This window comes from Methylobacterium sp. B4, from assembly GCF_003201865.1.
Taxonomy (GTDB): Bacteria; Pseudomonadota; Alphaproteobacteria; order Rhizobiales; family Beijerinckiaceae; genus Methylobacterium.
The window spans coordinates 1-18,592 of the sequence record NZ_QJJJ01000006.1 but is presented as its reverse complement, the minus strand read 5'-3'; the positions used below and the strand labels follow the sequence as shown (position 1 = coordinate 18,592).

13 protein-coding genes are annotated in these 18,592 nt (G+C 71.0%); 5 read left to right on the top strand and 8 right to left on the bottom strand.

Annotated features, from left to right (window positions below; all coding sequences use genetic code 11):
- Nucleotides 1–53: 53 nt before the first annotated feature.
- Together BY998_RS10225 and BY998_RS10220 are read right to left on the bottom strand one after the other, a co-directional pair.
- Nucleotides 54–1,010, bottom strand: coding sequence for a DMT family transporter (locus BY998_RS10225; RefSeq protein ID WP_110351525.1), 957 nt, complete (start codon nt 1,008–1,010; stop codon nt 54–56).
- 133 nt (nt 1,011–1,143) lie between these two features.
- A complete protein-coding gene (locus tag BY998_RS10220) occupies nt 1,144–1,836 on the bottom strand; it encodes a Crp/Fnr family transcriptional regulator (RefSeq protein ID WP_110351524.1) in 693 nt (230 codons plus the stop codon).
- Nucleotides 1,837–2,598: 762 nt separating this feature from the next.
- Here BY998_RS10220 and BY998_RS10210 point away from each other — a divergent pair.
- The 3 genes from BY998_RS10210 (at nt 2,599) to BY998_RS10200 (ending at nt 6,683) form a co-directional block, all read left to right on the top strand.
- Nucleotides 2,599–5,313 (top strand): DUF2339 domain-containing protein, encoded by a 2,715-nt coding sequence (locus BY998_RS10210; RefSeq protein WP_110351523.1) that lies wholly within the window; start codon nt 2,599–2,601, stop codon nt 5,311–5,313.
- 378 nt (nt 5,314–5,691) lie between these two features.
- The gene (locus BY998_RS10205; RefSeq protein ID WP_181425479.1) at nt 5,692–6,165 is read left to right on the top strand and encodes an anaerobic typically selenocysteine-containing protein; all 474 of its coding nucleotides are present in this window, start codon (nt 5,692–5,694) and stop codon (nt 6,163–6,165) included.
- A 125-nt stretch (nt 6,166–6,290) separates the two neighbouring features.
- Nucleotides 6,291–6,683, top strand: a complete 393-nt coding sequence (locus tag BY998_RS10200) for a hypothetical protein (RefSeq protein ID WP_110351522.1) — start codon at nt 6,291–6,293, stop codon at nt 6,681–6,683.
- 27 nt (nt 6,684–6,710) lie between these two features.
- On the opposite strand, the gene BY998_RS10195 is transcribed toward BY998_RS10200, so the two are convergent.
- Both BY998_RS10195 and BY998_RS10190 read right to left on the bottom strand, forming a co-directional pair.
- A complete protein-coding gene (locus BY998_RS10195; RefSeq protein ID WP_110351521.1) occupies nt 6,711–8,024 on the bottom strand; it encodes an MFS transporter in 1,314 nt (437 codons plus the stop codon).
- A 92-nt stretch (nt 8,025–8,116) separates the two neighbouring features.
- Nucleotides 8,117–9,292: an aminotransferase class V-fold PLP-dependent enzyme gene (locus BY998_RS10190; protein WP_110351681.1), complete on the bottom strand. Its 1,176-nt coding sequence runs from the start codon at nt 9,290–9,292 to the stop codon at nt 8,117–8,119.
- Between the two features lie 162 nt (nt 9,293–9,454).
- Here BY998_RS10190 and BY998_RS10185 point away from each other — a divergent pair, with 162 nt between their 5' ends.
- Both BY998_RS10185 and hyi read left to right on the top strand, forming a co-directional pair.
- Nucleotides 9,455–10,210, top strand: coding sequence for a GntR family transcriptional regulator (locus BY998_RS10185; RefSeq protein ID WP_110351520.1), 756 nt, complete (start codon nt 9,455–9,457; stop codon nt 10,208–10,210).
- Nucleotides 10,211–10,264: 54 nt separating this feature from the next.
- Complete coding sequence (gene hyi / locus BY998_RS10180) at nt 10,265–11,044, top strand: hydroxypyruvate isomerase (RefSeq protein ID WP_110351680.1); 780 nt, start codon at nt 10,265–10,267, stop codon at nt 11,042–11,044.
- 104 nt (nt 11,045–11,148) lie between these two features.
- On the opposite strand, the gene BY998_RS10175 is transcribed toward hyi, so the two are convergent.
- The 4 genes from BY998_RS10175 to BY998_RS10160 all read right to left on the bottom strand — a co-directional run bounded on the left by BY998_RS10175 (nt 11,149) and on the right by BY998_RS10160 (nt 18,329).
- Complete coding sequence (locus BY998_RS10175; protein WP_110351519.1) at nt 11,149–12,021, bottom strand: SDR family oxidoreductase; 873 nt, start codon at nt 12,019–12,021, stop codon at nt 11,149–11,151.
- 76 nt (nt 12,022–12,097) lie between these two features.
- Nucleotides 12,098–15,070 carry an FAD-binding and (Fe-S)-binding domain-containing protein gene (locus tag BY998_RS10170; RefSeq protein WP_110351518.1) on the bottom strand — a complete coding sequence of 991 codons (2,973 nt, stop codon included), beginning with the start codon at nt 15,068–15,070 and terminating at the stop codon, nt 12,098–12,100.
- 170 nt (nt 15,071–15,240) lie between these two features.
- Complete coding sequence (gene phaZ, locus BY998_RS10165; RefSeq protein ID WP_110351517.1) at nt 15,241–16,620, bottom strand: polyhydroxyalkanoate depolymerase; 1,380 nt, start codon at nt 16,618–16,620, stop codon at nt 15,241–15,243.
- A gap of 275 nt (nt 16,621–16,895) precedes the next feature.
- Nucleotides 16,896–18,329 carry an NAD-dependent succinate-semialdehyde dehydrogenase gene (locus BY998_RS10160; RefSeq protein WP_110351516.1) on the bottom strand — a complete coding sequence of 478 codons (1,434 nt, stop codon included), beginning with the start codon at nt 18,327–18,329 and terminating at the stop codon, nt 16,896–16,898.
- Nucleotides 18,330–18,592: the final 263 nt, after the last annotated feature.

Below are 18,592 nucleotides of genomic sequence, written 5' to 3'. Positions count from 1 at the left end.
CGTTTCGAGCGCGCCGCTCTTCGGTTTCCTTCGGCAAGACGATGCGACCCCCCTCACCTGCCGTCTTTTGCTTGGCGCGTCCGACGCTCATCGCTGCGCGCGGCCCGGCGCCCGGCGGTCTCGGCGATCAGGATGCCGCCGAGCACGAGGCCGAGCGCCAGCGCGTCGGAGCCGGCGAAGGGCTCGCCCGCCAGCAGGACGGCGAGCCCCGCGCCGAAGACCGGCACGAGGTTGACGAACAGCCCGGCCCGGTTCGGGCCGATCAGCTCGACGCCGCGGATGAAGGAAAGCTGCGCCAGCAGCGAGGGGCCCAGCGCCACGAAGGCGACGATGGCCCAGGCCGCCGCGGTGGAGGGCCAGATTGATCGCCCGAGCGCCCATTCGGCGGCCAGCGGCGGCAGCGAGGTGACGAAGGCGGCGAGCGCCAGGGCGGTGAAGAAGGCAAGGCCCGAGACGGCCGGGCGCGCGGTGAGCGCCACGGTGTAGCCGGCATAGACGAGGCAGGCGGTGAGCATGAGCCCGTCGCCGAGATTGAAGCCGAGGCTGCGCAGCAAGGCCAGATCGCCGTGGGTCGCCGCGACCGCGACGCCGGCCAGCGTGATCCCCGCCCCGATGACCTGCCCTGCCCGCACGGGCGCCCGGCGCACGACGAAGTTCAGGAGCATGACGAAGACCGGAACCGCGCCCTGGATCAGGGCGACGTTGACGGCCGTGGTGTAGGTGCCCGCGGCGTAGAACAGGCTCGCGAAGATCGTGAAGCCGAAGGCCCCCATCAGGAGCAGGTAGGGCCAGCGCGCCGCGAGCCGGTCCCGATCCGCCGCCACCTGCCGACGCGCGATCACGAGCAGGAGGGCGAAGGCGAAGGCCCAGCGCAGGGTGGTGAGCACCTGCGGCGAGACCGCGCCGACCGCCCACTTGCCGGCCACCGCATTGCCGGCCCAGAGCAGGGTGGTCAGGGTCAGGATCGGGTAAGCCGCCGCGGAGGCGCGGGGGCCGGGCAATGGAGCCATGTCTCGTCCGGCGCTGTGGGGCGGGAGCGAAGGTGTCGCCGCGGCGCTGCGAGCCCGCGCGAGCGGGGCAGGGCCGGCGCTTCCTTAGCACGGCGTCGCGCGGATGCGCCTGCGCGAACGCCGAGACCACGCCTCAGGCGTCTTCCCGCAGTGCCTCCTGCACCCGTGCTTCCAGCAGGTCGGGGCGGCGGATGACGAGGGCGCCGCGGGTGCGGTCGATCAGCCCCTCCCCCGCCATCACCGTGAACTCGCGGGTCACCTGCTCGCGGCGGCAGCCGATGCGGGCGGCCAGGACGTGGTGGTAGGGCGGCGGCGTCACCACCCGCTCGCCGTCCTGGCCCGCCCGCGGCACGGAGAGGCGCAGCAGCTCCGCGTAGAGCCGGTGGCGCAGGTCGAGCAGCGCGTGCTCCATGAGCCGGGTGTTCAACTCGCGGACCCGCTTGGCGAGCAGGCGGAAGAGCCGGTCGGCGATGGCTTCGGAGGCGAACACGATCTGGCGGAAGACGGGGGCGGGCACCACGCAGACCTCGCCGCGGGTCAGCGCCGTGACGTTGGCCGAGCGGCCGATCCCGTCCAGCGCCGCCAGTTCGCCGAAGAAGGCGCCCGTGCGCATCTCGCCGAGAATCACCTCTTTGCCGGATTGCGACCGGTTGAGGATGCGCACCTCGCCCATGGCGAGAAAGTACACGTCGGTCGAGATGTCGTCGTAGTCGACGAGCGTCTCGTTCTCGTCGAAGCGCCGCCAGTGGCAGCGCATCTCGAATGGGGAGAGATCGACACCCGGTTCTTTGAAGAACGGGATGGTCGCCAACCGGCCTGTCGCCACGCCTCTTAAACCTTGTCCTCGCGCGTAGAGCGAATGGTGAGGCTCCGGCCGGGGCGGGTCAAGTCGCCGGACCGGGGAGCGGGCCCGATTGGCGTGGATGGCGGTGTGCGAGAGGCGGCCGGTGCGGCCCTCTTCCGAAGAAGCGAAACGCCGAACACTTGAAACGAGAGACACTTAGCCGGAGAACGAATAAGCAACCAAGGCCAGGCTTCCATGGATTCCAAGGTTTCGCAACCTGATTTTTGCGCATTGCCGCGACATTTTCTGCGTGCCTTTAGGGAGCGTTAACCGTACAATTCTGTCTCGGGTTAGAGGCGATCGCGGAGTTAACCAATGTTGGAAGCTTCCCGTGATTTATTTCTGCAAGACGCTTTTACGGTAGGACTGATTTCATCTTCCGGTGCTCGCAGTGATATTGGCTGTCTGATTTGGGATACAACACCCGAAGGTGTCGATGTCGAAGTCGGCCCAGATGTCGTTGTCCCGGATTCGGTTCGGTTGTCGGTCGCCTGCCTGAAGATCGATTGTCCCTGTGCCGTCGTCGAACGGGAGGGAAGCCGTCTCCACCTCGCCTTTCTCCGTTGAGACGGGCAGGTCTGGGGAGCGGATCAGGCATTCATCGGACCTGACGCGCCGCTGATTTGCATTGCCGGCCGATCTATCGGATCTCCCTGACGACGACTCACGGGCGTGTGAGGGCCCGCACCCGCGGCAGCCGGAACAGAGACTAGTCTCGCCGCTCCCGAAACGGACGGCCGGCCTATGGACGACTCCTTTTTCCTGTTCGCGGCCCTGGTCGTCCTGGCTCTGACCTTGGCCGGCCCCGCAGGATTGCTGCTGGCGATGGGGCAGCGCCAGCGCATCCACGTGCTGGAGCGGCGCCTCGCCCTGCTTGAGGCGGCCTCGGCTTCCCGCCCGCTGGCCTCGGGATCGGCGGCTGCCCCACCGCCGGAACCCGCGCGCCCGGAGCCGACGACCGAGGCGCCGCCGGTTCCCGTTCCTCCCGCGCCCTCCCCTTCGTCCGAGCCGCCCCGGCGCGGCGCCGTCCCCGCAGTCACCCCGGCGGTCACTCCGGCCGCCGTCCCTCGGCCGCCCCGGCCGTCCATCGAGGAGCGCTTCGGCACGCGCTGGACCGTCTGGGTCGGCGGCCTCGCCCTCGCCTTCGGCGCGGCGCTGCTGGTGCGCTACTCGGCCGAGCGCGGCCTGTTCGGTCCGGGCGTGCGTATCGCCGGCGGCTTCGCCCTCGCCTTCGGTCTCGTCGGCCTCGGCGAAGCGCTGCGGCGGCGGTTGCGCGGAGCGGAGCCCGTGCCCGCGACCTGGCCCGACATCCCGGCCATGGTCACCGCCGCCGGAACGGTCGGCCTGTTCGGCACGGTCTACGCCGCACACGCCCTCTACGGTTTCGTCGGTCCGGCGCCGGCCTTTGCCGGGCTGGCGGCCACCGGCCTCGCCGCCATGGTCGCTGCCCTGCTGCACGGGCCGGCGCTCGCCGGAATCGGTCTCGTCGGGGCGCTCGCCACGCCGCTCCTCGTGGGCGGCGGGGGAAAGAGCCTGTGGCCGCTCGCCCTCTACCTGCCCGTCGTGGCCGGCAGCGCCTACGCCTTCGCCTGGGCGAAGGGCTGGCGCGCGCTTGCGGTGGCGGGCGGCATCGGTGCCGCGGCCTGGGCCCTGATCCTGGCCCTGCAGGGAAGCGACGCCACGGCGGCGCAGGTCCATCTCGTGCTGCAACTGGCGCTCTGGATCGTCACGCTCGCGGTGCTGCCGGGGCGGGGCGTGCCCGACGAGGCGGCCCGCCTCGACCGCGCCGCCGCCCTGGCGCTCGCCGCCGCCTCGGGCGTCGCCCTGGCGGTGCTCGGCCTGACGCTGCCCGAGGGCGGCGGCACGGGCTGGGCCGCCGCGGCGCTGGCGGCCGTCGTCCTGCCCGCCCTCGCCGGCTTCGTCGCCGCGCCCGCCGCCGCGGGACTGCCCGTCGCGGCCCTGACGCTCGCCGGCGCCCTCGTGCTCTGGCCAGAGGCGCAAGACCCGCTAAGCGCGTCCTTCTTCCTGCTCTGGTACGGCGCGGAGAATCCGGGGCTCATGCTCGCCCTGGCTGCGGCCGGCGGGCTGACCGTGACCGGACTCGGGGCGCTGCGGCTCCTGGGCGGGAGCCGCCTGCCCTACGCCACGGCGCTGAGTTTCGCCGCGGGCGCGACGCTCGCGCCGCTGGCCGCCCTGGCGCTGGCGGATCTGCGGATCGCGGGCGGCGCGGTCGCCCCGGGCTTCGCCGCCGCGGCGGGCGCCCTGGCCGCGGGATTCAGCGGGCTCGCCGCCCTCTGCCGGCGGCAGGGGGACCGCACCCCCTCCCCCGCCCTGGCCCTCGGGCTCGGCGCCTTCGCCTCGGCGGCGGTGGCGAGCCTGTGCCTCGGCCTCGTCTTCGCTCTCGCGGGCGGCTCGCTGACGCCGGCGCTGGCCGGGGCGGCGCTGGCCACCGGCCTGATCGCGCGCCGGCTCGACATCCCGGCCCTGCGCTGGTGCGTCGCCGGTCTCGCCGCGGTGGTCGCCGCGCGCCTCGCCTGGGACCCGGCGCTCACGGGGGCGGGCCTCTCGCGCACGCCGATCCTCAACGGGCTGATCACGGCCTACGGCCTGCCGGCCCTCTGCTTCGGCCTCGCGGCTCTGGCGATCCGCCTGCCCGGTCGCCGCGCGGACGTGCCCGAGCAGGTGGCCCAGGCCCTGGCCCTTCTCCTCTCGGGCCTGTTCGTCTTCCTCGAGATCCGCCACGCGCTCCACGGCGGCGACCTCGCCGCGCCCGGCACCAGCGTGCTGGAGCAGGGCCTCACGACCTTGACCGCTCTGGGCTTCTCCCTGGTGCTGACGCGCCTGTCCGGTCCCGCCGCCTCGCCGGTGATCCGCTTCGGCGGTCTGGCCTTCGCCTGCCTCGGCCTCCTCCAGGGCGCGCTGGGCCTGGGACTCGCCGCCAACCCCCTGCTCACGGACGAGCCGGTCGCGGGCGGTCCGATCCTGAACGATGCCGTGCTCGCCTACGGCCTGCCGGCGGCCGCCGCCTTCGCGCTGGCCCGGGCGAGCCGGGCCGTGCGACTCGCCTGGTTCGTGCGCGCGGCGGCGTCGCTCGGCCTCGCCCTGAGCTTCCTCGCGCTCTGCCTCGCGGTGCGGCACGGCTTCCAGGGCGAGCGGCTCGGGCTCGACCGGGAGACGGGGCAGGCGGAGTGGTACGCCTATTCCGCGGCTTGGCTCGGTCTCGGCCTCCTGGCCCTGGGCTACGGCATCCTGCGCGGGTCGGCGACCGCGCGGCTGGCCTCCGCCGTGCTGGTGGGGCTCGCGACGCTCAAGGTGTTCCTGCTCGACCTCTCCGGGCTGGAGGGACCGCTGCGCGCCCTGTCGTTCCTGGGCCTCGGCGCCTGCCTCATCGCCATCGGCCTCGTCTACCAGCGCCTCGTCTTCGCCCCAGCCGCGCGTCCGGCGGGACCGGAGGGGTGAGGTCCGTCCCATTCCGGCACCGGGACGCGCGCCGCCATTGACCGTCGGCTAACCGGCCCGGGTCATTCTGATGGGGAGCCACGTTGCGTATCGGCTCGGTCGTGCGAACGACGACCCCCCGCCATCCCCATCGCGGATGGCGGGGAGGCCGGCTACCCTCGAGGACACCGCCGAGCCGGTGCCGCGAAAGCCCGGCAACCCGCCTCTCTCCTTGCGACACCATGCGCGGCGCGGCGTCGCGGCGCGGAACGCAGCGGGCGTCCGCCTCCTTCCCCCGGCGAACCGTTGCCCCGCAGGATGCCGCCCACGATCCCCGCCGACCGGGCGCGGGGCGAGTGCGTCCGGCGAGGGCACGAACCTCCGCGAAGGACTTTGCGCATGCGTCACCGCCCGTCCCGCCGTCTCGCCCCGGCCCTCCTGCTCACGGCCGGCGCCGCGCTCGGCCTGCCCGCCGCCGCCCTGGCGCAGGGCAAGCCCCTGCCGCCGCCGGCGAGCGACGTGATGCCGCCGGTCGAGCTGACCGTCGAGATGCGCGACGGGCATCCCGTCTGCCAGCCTTCCGAACTGCGCCTGCCCGCCGATACCAACGTCGCGCTCAACGTCGTCAGCCGGGCCGACCAGCCCGTGACGATCACCATGCCCGGGCAGTTCGAGAACGGCCGCGTGCTGCACGCCGACGGCGACCTCGTGCACGTGGCGAGCGAGAAGGGCTACACGGTCAAGCGGGAGGGGCGCGGCACCCTGCGGCTGCGCACCGTCTCGGCAGGGGAGAAGTCCTTTGCCTGCACCGGCGCCAATAGCCGGAGCAACCCGTTCGAGGGCAAGGTCATTCTCACACCGCCCGCCGGCTGAGCCGCCCCGCGGCCCGCCCTTCGCCCGAAAGGGCACCAACCCTGGCCGGCCCGCCGCCTCGCGCGGTCGGGACGGCCCCGGCCCTCCGCCCGGCGGAGGGCCGCAAGCGTTCAGGACCCGTCGCGATGGCGAAGCCGGTGGACGAGGACGAGCAGGCCATCGATCGCCTGACCCTCTACATGCTCAAGGAGACCTACTGCGCGGCCGCCGGTGCCCTGATGCGCATGAACCCGAAGGCCTCCGAGGCCCTGTTCCAGGCCTTCGAGCGGCAGATCGCCGACGCGCTCCAGCGCATGCACGTCCACCGCTCGGAAGGGCCGGACTCGACCGCCATCGCCATCGCGGTCGGCGACCGGATCGCCGAGATCCTCGATCAGGCTCACCGCCGCCAGTTCGAGCCGGCGAGGAGTGCCGCCGAACCCGAGGACCAGAGCCTCAAGGCCGCGCGGGAGGCCGGCATCTCGCAGGAGGCGGTCGACATGCTCTCCCGCCTCCAGAACCGGTTCCCCTCCCCCTGACCGCCTGTGCGGCGGCGGGCTCGGTTCTCACTCCGCCGCCATCGCCCGCGGCGTTGGCGCCTCGGGGTGATCCTCGAAGGGACGCTCCGGGTGCATGGTGAAGGCGAGGCCCGCGCCGAGCAGGAGCAGCCCGATCGAGCCGGCGAAGGGCAGGATCCAGTTGCCGGTCAGATCCACGATCAGGCCGAAGGTGAGCGGCGAGACGATCGCGGCAAACGCCGAGCCGAAATTCATCAGCCCGCTCGCGGTACCCGCATAGTGCGGGGCGATGTCCATCGGCACCGACCAGATCGGGCCGATCACCAGTTCGAGGAAGAAGAACCCGCCGCTGAGCATCAGCGCCACCAGGGAGAGTTCCTTGGTGAAGAACACGCCCGCGAGGCAGGCCGCGGCCCCCAGCATGCCGAAGCTGATGACGTTGCGGCGCGCCTTCTGCAGGTCGCCGGTCTTCCTGAGGATGCGGTCCGAGACCACGCCGCCCAGGGTATCGCCGATCACGCCTGCGAAGAACACGCCTGAGGCGAACAGCGCCGAGTTCTTGATGTCGAGGCCGTAGCCGTCCTTGAAGAAGGAGGGCAGCCAGTTGAGATAGAGCCACAGCGACCAGCCGTAGCAGAAATAGGTCAGCGTCACCGGTGCCATGCGCGGGATGAGGCGCCGCCACGGCACCGGGGGCTTGGAGGCGGGCTCGGCAGCGGGCTTGGCCGCCCGGTCGTGGATCGCCAGCCGCTCCAGATCCTCCCGCGTCACGCCCTTATGCTCGCGCGGGTCGTCCCGATAGTAGAATACCCAGACCAAGACCCAGACGAAGCTGACGATGCCGAGCACCACGAAGGCGCCGCGCCAGCCGACATAGGCCATCATCAGCACGACCATCGGCGGCGTGATCGCGTTGCCGAAGCGGGCGAAGGAGTGGGTGATGCCCTGCGCGAAGCCGCGCTGGTCCTTGGCCACCCAGGACTGCATCGCCCGGGTCGCGGTGGGGAAGGTGGCACCCTCGCCGAAGCCGAGGGCGAAGCGGGCGAGGAACAGCGAGACCACGCCTCCGACGAAGCCGGTGGCCACGGTGGCCGCCGCCCAGATCAGGCCGCAGATGAGCAGGGTGCGCCGCGCGCCCCACTTGTCGGCCATGGCACCGCCGACGATCTGGAACACCGCGTAGGGGTAGGCGAAGGCCGAGAAGACGAGGCCGAGCTCGGTGTTGCTGAGCCCGAGCTCACCCTTGATGGCCGGTCCGGCGGTGCCGACATTGACCCGGTCGACATAGGTGATGAAGTACATCAGGCACAGCAGGAACAGCACCATGCCCGGCGCCGTCACGCGGCGTGGGATCGTGATCATCGGGAATCTCCTCCGATTTTCTTCTTCTGGATGAGCGCGCCCCGAATCCGCGTCTGATGCGCAGCTTCCCGGGGCGCGGGCGATCGACGGGATCAGCCGTCGAGGCCGGAGCGCAGGCGCGCCATGGCGGCGAGCACGCCGCCGCTCTTGTGCGGCACGCCGGCGGCGGCCAATCCCATCTCGACGCCGGACAGGGCGCCCATCAGCGTCAAGTCGTTGGTCTCACCGAGATGGCCGATGCGGAAGATCTTGTCGGCGAGTTTCGACAGGCCCGCGCCGAGCGACATGTCGAACTTCTCCAGCACGAGCGCCCGGAAGGCATCCGCTCCCCTGCCCTCGGGCATCATCACGGCGGTGAGCACCGGCGAGTGCTCGTCCGGGTTCTGGCACAGCACCTCCAGGCCCCAGCCCTCGACCGCGGCGCGGGTCGCGGCGGCGAGCCGCTGGTGGCGGGCGAAGACGTTGTCGAGCCCTTCCTCGAGCAGGATCGCCACCGCCTCGCGCAAGCCGTAGAGCAGGTTGGTGGCCGGCGTGTAGGGGAAGTAGCCGTTGGCGTTGGGCTTCAGCATCTCCTCCCAGTCCCAGTAGGAGCGGGGGAGGTTGTTGGACTTGGCCGCCGCCCGCGCCTTGTCCGAGATCGCGGTGAAGCCGAGGCCCGGCGGCAGCATGAGCCCTTTCTGCGAGCCGCTGACGGTGACGTCCACGCCCCACTCGTCGTGGCGGTAATCGACCGAGCCCAGCGAGGAGATGGTGTCGACCAGCAGCAGCGCCGGGTGGCCGGCGGCGTCGATCGCCTTGCGGATCGGCGGAATGCGGCTCGTGACGCCGGTGGAGGTCTCGTTGTGGACCACCATCACCGCCTTGATCGCGTGGCCGCGATCCTCGGCGAGCTTGGCCTCGACCACGGCCGGATCGACGCCGCGGCGCCAGTCGCCGGGTACGAAATCGACCTCGATGCCCCAACGCGCCGCCATCTGCCGCCAGAGCGTGGCGAAGTGGCCGGTCTCGAACATCAGCACGCGATCCCCGGAGGAGAGCGTGTTGACGATGGTCGCCTCCCAGGCGCCGGTGCCGGAGCCGGGATAGATCACCACCGGGCCCTTGGTGCGGAAGATGGTGCGGCAGCCCTCCAGCACCTCGCGGCCCAGCACGCCGAATTCCGGCCCGCGATGGTCGATCACCTGTCGGTCCATGGCGCGCAGCACGCGCTCGGGCACGGGGCTCGGCCCCGGGATATGCAGAAAATGTCGTCCGGTGCGGCTCGTCATGATCCCTCCCATCGGGCCGTGTGCCGGCCGCTCCATGCGGCGCCCGGTCGTGTCGCCCCGGTCTCGGCTCGTCAAATTGCATTCAAAATTGGATGAGACAAGCGGTATCATGTCTTCACTCATCCCGTCGACGCGGGCCGGGCGCGCTGCTACGATTCATCCATGACACTCGCCACACGTGAATCGGACCCCGCGAACGGCCCGATCCCCCTCCCCTCCAAGCCGCGCGAAAGCCTCGTGCATTCGCTGCACGACGAGGTGCTGGCGCGGCTTCGCGAGTTCATCGTCGAGGGCAATCTCGCCGCGGGCGCGCGGGTGCCCGAGCGGCTGCTCTGCGAGCGCTTCGGCATCTCGCGCACGCCCTTGCGCGAGGCCCTGAAGGTGCTGGCCTCCGAGGGGCTGATCGAGCTTCTGCCCAATCGCGGCGCGCGGGTGCGCCGGATCGGCGAGCGGGAGATCGTGGAGCTGTTCGACGTGATGGGCGGGCTGGAGGCGCTGGCCGGCCGGCTCGCCTGCGAGCGCATCAGCGATCCGGCCTTCGCCGAGATCGAGCGGCTCCATCACGAGATGTACGGCCACTACCTGCGGCGGGACCTGCACGGCTACTTCGCCTGCAACCAGGCGATCCACGACCGCATCGTCGGGGCCGCCGACAACGCCGCCCTGAGCGCCACCTATGCGGGCTTCGCCGGACGGCTGCGGCGCGTGCGCTACTCGGCCAATCTCGACGACAACCGCGACCGCTGGGGCGAGGCGATGCGCGAGCACGAGGAGATCCTCGACGCCCTGCGCCGCCGGGCCGGGGCCGAACTCGGCGACATCCTGTTCCGCCACCTGCGCAACAAGCGGAAGGCCGCCGCGAGCCAGGAAGCGGCGGTGACCCCGCCCGGTGAGGTCGTGGCCGCGGAGAGTGCGTAAGCGCCCGCCGCCCGCTGTTTTTGAATGCAATTCTCACGGTCGAATCTCGCCGGTATGCCCCGCTTCGCCGCGAATCTGAGCCTTCTGTTCACGGAGGTTCCGCTGCTCGACCGTTTCGCGGCCGCGCATGCGGCCGGGTTCGCAGCGGTGGAAATGCAATTTCCCTATGCCGAGGACGCGCGGGTGCTGGCGGCGCGCCGGGCCGAGGCGGGCCTGCCGCTCGTGCTGCACAATCTGCCCCCCGGGGACTGGGCAGCGGGCGAGCGCGGCATCGCCATCCTGCCCGACCGGGTGCCCGAGTTCCGCGAGGGGGTGGCGCGCGCGATCGACTATGCTGGAACGCTCGGATGCCGCCAGATCAACTGCTTGGCCGGGCTCGCGCCGGCGGGGATCGAGCGGGCGCGGCTTCTGGCGACGTTGATCGAGAATCTCGCCTACGCCGCCGATGAACTGAAAACGGCGGGCATCCGCCTGCTGATCGAGCCGATCAACGACCGCGACATGCCGGGCTTCTTCCTCAATCGCCTCGCCGACGCCGCGGCGGTGATCGAGGCAGTCAACACCGAAAACCTCTTCATCCAGGCCGACCTCTACCATATGGCGAGGATGGACGAGGACCTGCCGGAGTCGCTCAGCGCCCACCGCGCCCGCATCGCCCATGTCCAGATCGCCGACGCCCCCGGCCGGCACGAACCCGGCAGCGGTGCCATCGATTTTCCGGCCGCCTTCGCGACGCTCGACCGCCTCGGCTACGACGGCGCCATCGGTTGCGAGTACCTGCCTGCCTCGGGCACGCAGGCGGGCCTCGGCTGGATGGCGGCCTATCGCTCGTAATCTTAAGGGATCATTCCTTTGGCGGGGCGCCGGGGCAGAGCCCCGGCACTCCTCCAGGGCTTTGCCCTGGACCCACGAAAGGACCTGTTTTCGAAGCCGCGTCCTCAGAAGATCGGCATGCCGCCGGCGACGGTGATCAGCGCGCCGGAGGTGTAGCTGCTCTCCTCAGCCGCCAGCATCACGTAGGCGGAGGCGAGTTCCGCAGGCTGGCCGGGGCGGTTGAAGGGCACTTGGCTGCCGAAGGTCTTCACCGAATCCTGGCTCATCCCGGCGGGGATGAACGGCGTCCAGATCGGGCCGGGCAGCACGCCGTTCACGCGGATGCCCTTTTCGGCGAGCAATTGAGCGAGGCCGAGCACCATGTTGCTGAGCGCGCCCTTGGTGGCGCTGTAGGCGAACAGCGTCGGCACCGGGTGCTTGGAATTGACCGAGGAGGTGAAGATCACCGAGGCGCCGGGCTTGAGATGCGCCAGCGCCGCCTTGGTGGCGAAGAACGGGCCGAAGATGTTGGTCTGGAAGTGCTTCTCGAACAGCGCGTCGTCGATGTCCGTCACGCCCTGGTTCGGCTGCTGGAAGGCCGCGTTGTTCACCAGGATATCGAGCCGGCCGAACTCCTTGGCCGTGCGCTCGACGATCTCGCGGGCGTAGGCCGCGTCCCGAATGTCGCCGGGGAGCAGCAGGGCGCGCCGGCCCGCCCGCTCGATCCAGTTGCCGACGGCCTCGGCGTCCCGCTGCTCGTCGGGGAGGTAGGAGATCGCCACGTCCGCGCCCTCGCGGGCATAGGCGATCGCCACCGCCCGGCCGATGCCGCTGTCGCCCCCGGTGACGAGGGCGGCCTTGCCGGCGAGCCGGCCCGAACCCTTGTAGCTCTCCTCGCCGTGATCAGGCTCCGGCGCCATCCTGTCGGTCATGCCCGGAAAGCCCTGGCCCGGCGACTCGAAGGGCGGGCGGGGATACTTCGTCAGCGGATCGGTCATCACGGCTCCTTTGGGGGATTGCCGCGACAACCGGATGCGAGGGCCGCCGTTCCGAAGCGGCGACCCTGAGCCGCGGTCAACCCGCAGGCCCAAGGGCCGCGTCGAGCACCCGCGCGACGTGGATCGCGTCGCGCCCGAGCCCGTCGTGGATCTGGTGGCGGCAGCTGGTGCCGTCGGCAACCACGAGGTCGTCGGCGCCCGCCTTGCGCAGGGCCGGGAACAGGGACAGCTCGGCCATGGCGAAGGAGACGTCGATGGTGTCCTTGCCGTAGCCGAAGGCCCCGGCCATGCCGCAGCAACTCGACTCGATGACGCGCAGATCGAGCCCCGGCACGGTGCGCAGCACCGTCTCGACGGCGCCCATCGCCCCGAAGCTCTTCTGGTGGCAATGGCCGTGCAGATGCGCCACGCGGCCCCCCTGGTCTTGGAGCGGCAGGCTGATGCGGCCCGCCGCGAGATCGGCGGCGAGGAGTTCCTCGAACAGAAGGGCCTGCCCCGCCAACTCACCCGCCTCTTCCTTCGGCAGCAGCGACAAGAACTCATCGCGGAAGGTGAAGAGGCAGGAAGGCTCCAGGCCCACCACCCGGGCGCCGGCCCGCACGAAGGGCAACAGCGCGTCGAGCGTGCGTCGCGCCTCCGCTCGGGCACGGTCGGTCTGGCCGGAGGCGAGATAGGTCCGGCCGCAGCAGAGCGGGCGGCGGCCCGTCCGGGCCGAGACGCGGTGCAGGCGGTAGCCGGCCGCCCGCAGCACCCGCTCGGCCGCCTCCAGGTTCTCGCGCTCGAAGGCACGGTTGAAGGTGTCGCCGAACAGGACGATGTCGCGGAAGTCCCCGGTCACGTCCTCGGGATGGGCGGTCTCGCCCGCCTCGCGCCAGGGGCGGCGCCACGCGGGCAGGGAGCGGCGGGCCGAGAATCCGGCCCAGGTCTCGCCGAACCGGGCCAGCGCCGGGTAGCGGTTGCGCAGGTTGAGCAGCGGCGCGAGTGCGGCGGCGACGCCCGCGTAGCGCGGCATCTCGGCGACCAGCCGGTCCTTCAGCGGCAGGCCGTGCCGGGCGTGGTAGTGGTGAAGGAACTCGACCTTCATCTTGGCCATGTCGACGCCGGTCGGGCATTCCCGGCGGCAGGCCTTGCAGGACACGCACAGGTCCATCGTGCGCTTCATCTCGGGCGACAGGAACGCATCCTTGCCGAGCTGTCCCGAGATCGCGAGCCGCAGGGAGTTGGCGCGGCCGCGCGTGAGATGCTGCTCGTCGCGGGTGGCGCGGTAGGAGGGGCACATCGCGCCCCCGGCGAGCTTCCGGCAGGTGCCGTTGTTGTTGCACATCTCGACCGCCGGGCCGAAACCGCCCCAATCGGACCAGTCGAGCGCCGTCTTCTGCGGCTCGCTCACGGCATAGTCGGGGCCGAAGCGCATCAGCGAGCGGTCGTCCATCTTGAGCGGGCGGACGATCTTGTTCGGGTTCAGGCGGTTGTCGGGATCGAAGCCGTCCTTCACCGTCTCGAAGGCGCGGGTGAGTTTCGAGCCGAACAGCGGCTCCACGAACTCTGAGCGCGAGATGCCGTCGCCGTGCTCGCCGGAATAGGAACCATTGTGGCGACGCACCAGCTCCGCCGTCTCCTCGGCGATGGCGCGCATCTTCTTGACGTCGCCGCCCTGCTTCATGTCGAGGATCGGGCGCACGTGCAGGCAGCCGACGGAGGCGTGGGCGTACCACGTGCCGCGGGTGCCGTGCCGCGTGAACACCTCGGTGACCGCGTCGGTGTAGTCGGCCAGATGCTCCAGGGGGACGGCGCAATCCTCGATGAAGGAGACGGGCTTGGCGTCCCCCTTCATCGACATCATGATGTTGAGGCAGGCCTCGCGCACCTCCCAGACCGCCTTCTGGCGGTTGGGCTCCACCACCTCGACCACGGCGTCGGAAAAGCCGTGATCGGCCATGCACTGGTCGAGGCGCTTGAGGTCGCGCTTCAGCGCCGCGAGGTCGTCGCCCGCGAACTCTGTCAGGAGCAGGCAGTTCGGCTGGCCCCTGGTGATGTCGGCCAGCGTCGTGCGGAAGAGCGGGATGTCGGCGCCGAGCACGAGCACGTTGTTGTCCACGAGCTCGACCGCGACGGGGTCGAGGGCCACGATGTGGCGCGTGGTCTCCATCGCCGCGCGGAACGAGGGGAAGTGGCAGACGCCCATCACGCGGTGGGCCGGCAGGCGCGAGAGTTTGAGCGTCACCGAGGTGGTGGCCGCCAGCGTCCCCTCCGAACCCACCAGCAGATGAGCGAGGTTCGGACGCGGCTCGATCAGGGAATCGAGGTTGTAGCCGCCGACCCGCCGCTGCACCCGCGGATACATCTTCTCGATTTCGTCGCGGTGCTCGGCAGCCAGTGCGAGCATGCGCCGGGCGAGGTCGTCCGCCCGCGCCCCGCCCGTCACGGCGCTCGCCTCGTTGCCGGTCAGGCCGAAGCCGAAGGCGGCGCCGTCGTGAAACAGGGCTTCCAGGGCGAGGACGTTGTCGCTCATCTTGCCGTAGCGCAGCGAGCGGGCGCCGCAGGAATTGTTGCCGGCCATGCCGCCGATGGTGCAGCGGGTCGCGGTCGAGGGCTCGACGGGGAAGAACCAGCCGTCGGCCTTCAGGCGCGCGTTCAGGCGCTCCAGCACGTGACCGGGCTCGACGGTGACCGTGCCGCCCTCAGCGTCGTAGGCGATCACCCCGTTGAAGTGGCGCGAGCAATCGACGACGAGGCCCGAGCCGATCGGCTGGCCGTTCTGCGAGGTGCCGCCGCCGCGCATGATGACGGGCAGGTCGAACTGGGCGGCGACCTTCAGGGTCGCGGCGATGTCAGCCGCATTCCTAGGGAAGACGACGCCGGCCGGCATGATCTGGTAGATCGAGGCATCGGTGGCGTAGCGCCCGCGGGTGAAGGCGTCGAAGCGGGCCTCGCCCTGCAGCACCTCGGCGAGCTTGCGGGGCAGCCCCGCATCGTTGCGGGCCTTCGCCCGCGCGCTCGAAGCCAGTGCCTCGACCGCCGCCCCGGCCGGTTTCGCGCTCGCGCCCAAGTGGAATCTCCCGCCCCCCGACCTCACCCTGAGCGGGATCGAGGCCCTTTTGAATTCATAATTCTTGTCGAGAGGCGGGTCAAACGCCGCGGAGCCGCAGGGCACTTTCGCGATAGAACGGCCGCCGAGCGTCCATCGGCGGCCGTTCGGCGATGCGGGTCGTCCGGCTTTTAGAGGGCGAGGCGCTGCGGGATCGGCGTCTGAGGTGCCGGCCGATCCGGGATGGCGGCCAGGGGCAGCAGGATGGGGGGCGGCGTGGGCGCGGCGCGCGGGGGTTGGATGGCGGCAGGCTCGCGCAGCAGGATCGGATGCGGCTCCTCGGCCGGCACGACCGGAACCTGCCGCAGGGCGGCGGGCCGCAGGCTGTGCTCCATGAAGTCCCGCACCAGCGGCACGATGTCCTGGCGGAAGCGGGAGCCGTTGAAGATGCCGTAATGCCCGGCGCCGGGTTGGAGATGGTAGCGCTTGGCCGAATCCGGCAGGTTCACGGCCAGTTCGAGCGCGGCCCGGGTCTGGCCGATACCGGTGATGTCGTCCTTCTCACCCTCCACCGCCATCAGGTGGCAGCGGCGGATCGCGCCGAGATCGACCGGCCGGCCGTGATGGCGCAGGGTGCCGCGCGGCAGGTCGTGGTTCACGAAGACGCGCTCGATCGTCTCCAGGTAAAACTCGGCGGTCAGGTCCATGACCGCGAGATACTCGTCGTAGAAGGCGCGGTGCCGGGCCGCCGAATCGCCATCGCCCCGCACGAGATGGTCGAACATGGCGTGGTGCGCATCCGCGTGCCGGTCGAAGTTCATGCCCATGAAACCGGCGAGCTGCAGGAAGCCTGGGTAGACCGAGCGGCCGGCGCCGGGATAGCCGCCGGGCACGGTATGGATGCAGTGCCGCTCGAACCAGGCCAACCCCTTCTCCTGGGCGAGCGCGTTGACGGCGGTCGGTGAGCGGCGGGTATCGACGGGTCCGCCCATCAGCACGGCCGAGCGGGGTACGAGGGGGCGATCCTCCGCCTCCATGCGGGCGATGGCGGCCAGCACCGGCACGGAGGGCTGGCAGACGGCCGCGACGTGAAGGTCCGGCCCCAGCGCCTCGAACAGGGCGATGCAGGTGTCGATGTAATCGTCGAGTCCGAACCGGCCGGCGGAGGCCGCCACCTGTCGGGCATCCGCCCAATCCGTGATGAAGACCTGATGGCTTGAAAGGAAGCCCTCGACCGTGCCGCGCAGCAGCGTGGCGTAATGGCCCGACATCGGCGCGACGATCAGCAGTTTGGGCTTGGCGTCCAGCTCGGCGGAGGGTTCGCCGAACGCGATGACGCGGCAGAACGGGCGTTCCCAGACGATCCGCTCCGGCACGCCGAGGCCGAAGGCCGGCTTGGCGTAGACGCGGGTCGTGCGCTCGAACATCTCGCAGCCTGCCGCCACCGCCCGGCTCTGGGGGGCGTAGGCAAGGGGATTGAACGGGTTCTCGCAAGCGATCCGGGTGGCCTCCGCCATCAGCCGCATCGGTGCGAGCATGAGGTGGCCGGCCTCGTAAAGAGGATACAGCATGCGAGCGCTTCTCCTGGAGCAGCTCGCTTGAACCAAGCTGTCCTTTTCTTCCGTTGGTGAGGGACTAAACTCCCCCGGATGAGAAAAGGTTTCGTTTGCTCAAGATGGGCTGTGGACGAAGCTTCCTCAAAGCCAGACTTGGCCGCATCCTCCACCGCATCCGACGAGTGCCGGCCGGCTCGCCGCTTGGCCCCTGCCCAACCCTGTCCGGCCGGAGGCGGGGCGCAGCGGATGCCGCACCCCTCCCCTCGTCGAATTTGCTTCGTCGAGGCGAGTCAGGCGCTCGCCTGCGTCACGAACTTCGTCGTGAGGTAGGCCTCGATCGCCTCGGAGCCGCCCTCGCTGCCGTAGCCGGAATCCTTGACGCCGCCGAAAGGCGTTTCGGGGAGCGCGATGCCGTGGTGGTTGATCGAGACCATGCCGGCCTCGACCCCCGCCCCGATCCGGGCCGCGCGGGCCCCCGAGCGGGTATAGGCGTAGGCCGCGAGCCCGTAGGGCAGGCGGTTGGCCTCGCTCAGCGCCTCCTCGTCGTCGGAGAAACGCCGGATCGCCGCGATCGGTCCGAACGGCTCCTCGTTCATGATGCGGGCGTCGAGCGGCACGTCGGCGAAGACCGTCGGCTCGAAGAAGTGTCCGCGGTTGCCGATGCGGCTGCCGCCGGTGAGAAGCCGCGCGCCCGCCGCCTCGGCATCGGCCACGAAGGCCTCCATCGCCTCGACCCGGCGGCCGTGGACCAGCGGGCCCATCTGCGTCTCGGGATCGAGCCCGTCGCCGACCTTGAGCGCCTTCGAGGCCGCCACGAAGCCGTCGACGAAGCGGTCGTAGACGCGCTCCTGGACGAGGAAGCGGGTCGGGGCGACGCAGACCTGGCCCGCATTGCGGTACTTGTTGGCGGACAGCACCCGCACGGCGGTCTCGACATCGGCATCGTCGAAGACGATGGCCGGGGCGTGACCGCCGAGTTCCATCGTCGCCCGCTTCATGTGCTGGCCCGCCAAAGCCGCGAGCTGCTTGCCGACCGCGGTCGAGCCGGTGAAGGTGATCTTGCGGATCACCGGGTGCGGGATGAGGGTGCCGGAGATCTCGGCCGGATCGCCGTAGACGAGGGCGAGCACGTCACCGGGTACGCCCGCGTCGAGGAAGGCGCGCACGAGCGCGGCGCAGGAGGCCGGGGTGTCCTCGGGGCCCTTGAGGACGACCGGGCAGCCGGTGCAGAGCGCCGCCGAGAGTTTGCGGACCGCTTGGTTGATCGGGAAGTTCCAGGGCGTGAAAGCTGCCACGGGCCCGACCGGCTCGCGAGTGACGATCTGCAGCACGCCCTCGGCGCGGGCGGGGATGACCCTGCCGTAGGCGCGCCGGCCTTCTTCAGCGAACCACTCGATGATGTCGGCGGCCACCGCCGTCTCGATCCGCGACTCGGCGAGCGGCTTGCCCTGTTCGAGGGTCATGGTGCGGGCGATGTCGTCTGCGCGCTCGCGCATCAGTGCGGCGGCCCGGCGCAGCACCTTGGCGCGGTCGTAGGCGGAGACGTGCCGCCACGCGGAAAATCCGCGCTCGACCGCCGCCAACGCCTCGTCGAGATCGGCCCGTGTCGCGACCGCCACCTGCCCGACCGGCTCGCCCGTGGCCGGGTTGAGGACGGCGAGCGTCTCGCCGCCGCTCCCGGAGCGCCAGCGGCCGGCAATGTGAAGCGAAACGTCGAGGGGCATGGACCATCTCCGCGGAAGGGGACGGCCCTCATATAGGCGCCGTGGGCCCCCGGGGGCACGGCGTTGTGCTCATCCCAGCGGTAGGCTTCCCCGCGAACACGGACCGCGCCCCCGCCGGGTCTCGGCAGGGGCGCGGTCGTTCGTTCGGGATGGTCGCGCTTTACGCGGCGTGCCAATCCTGCCCGTCGGTCCAGGCGCCGTGACCGTCGAGCTCGGCGGCGAACACGGCGTCGAGCCGCCGCCGCTCCGCCTCGACCGGAGCG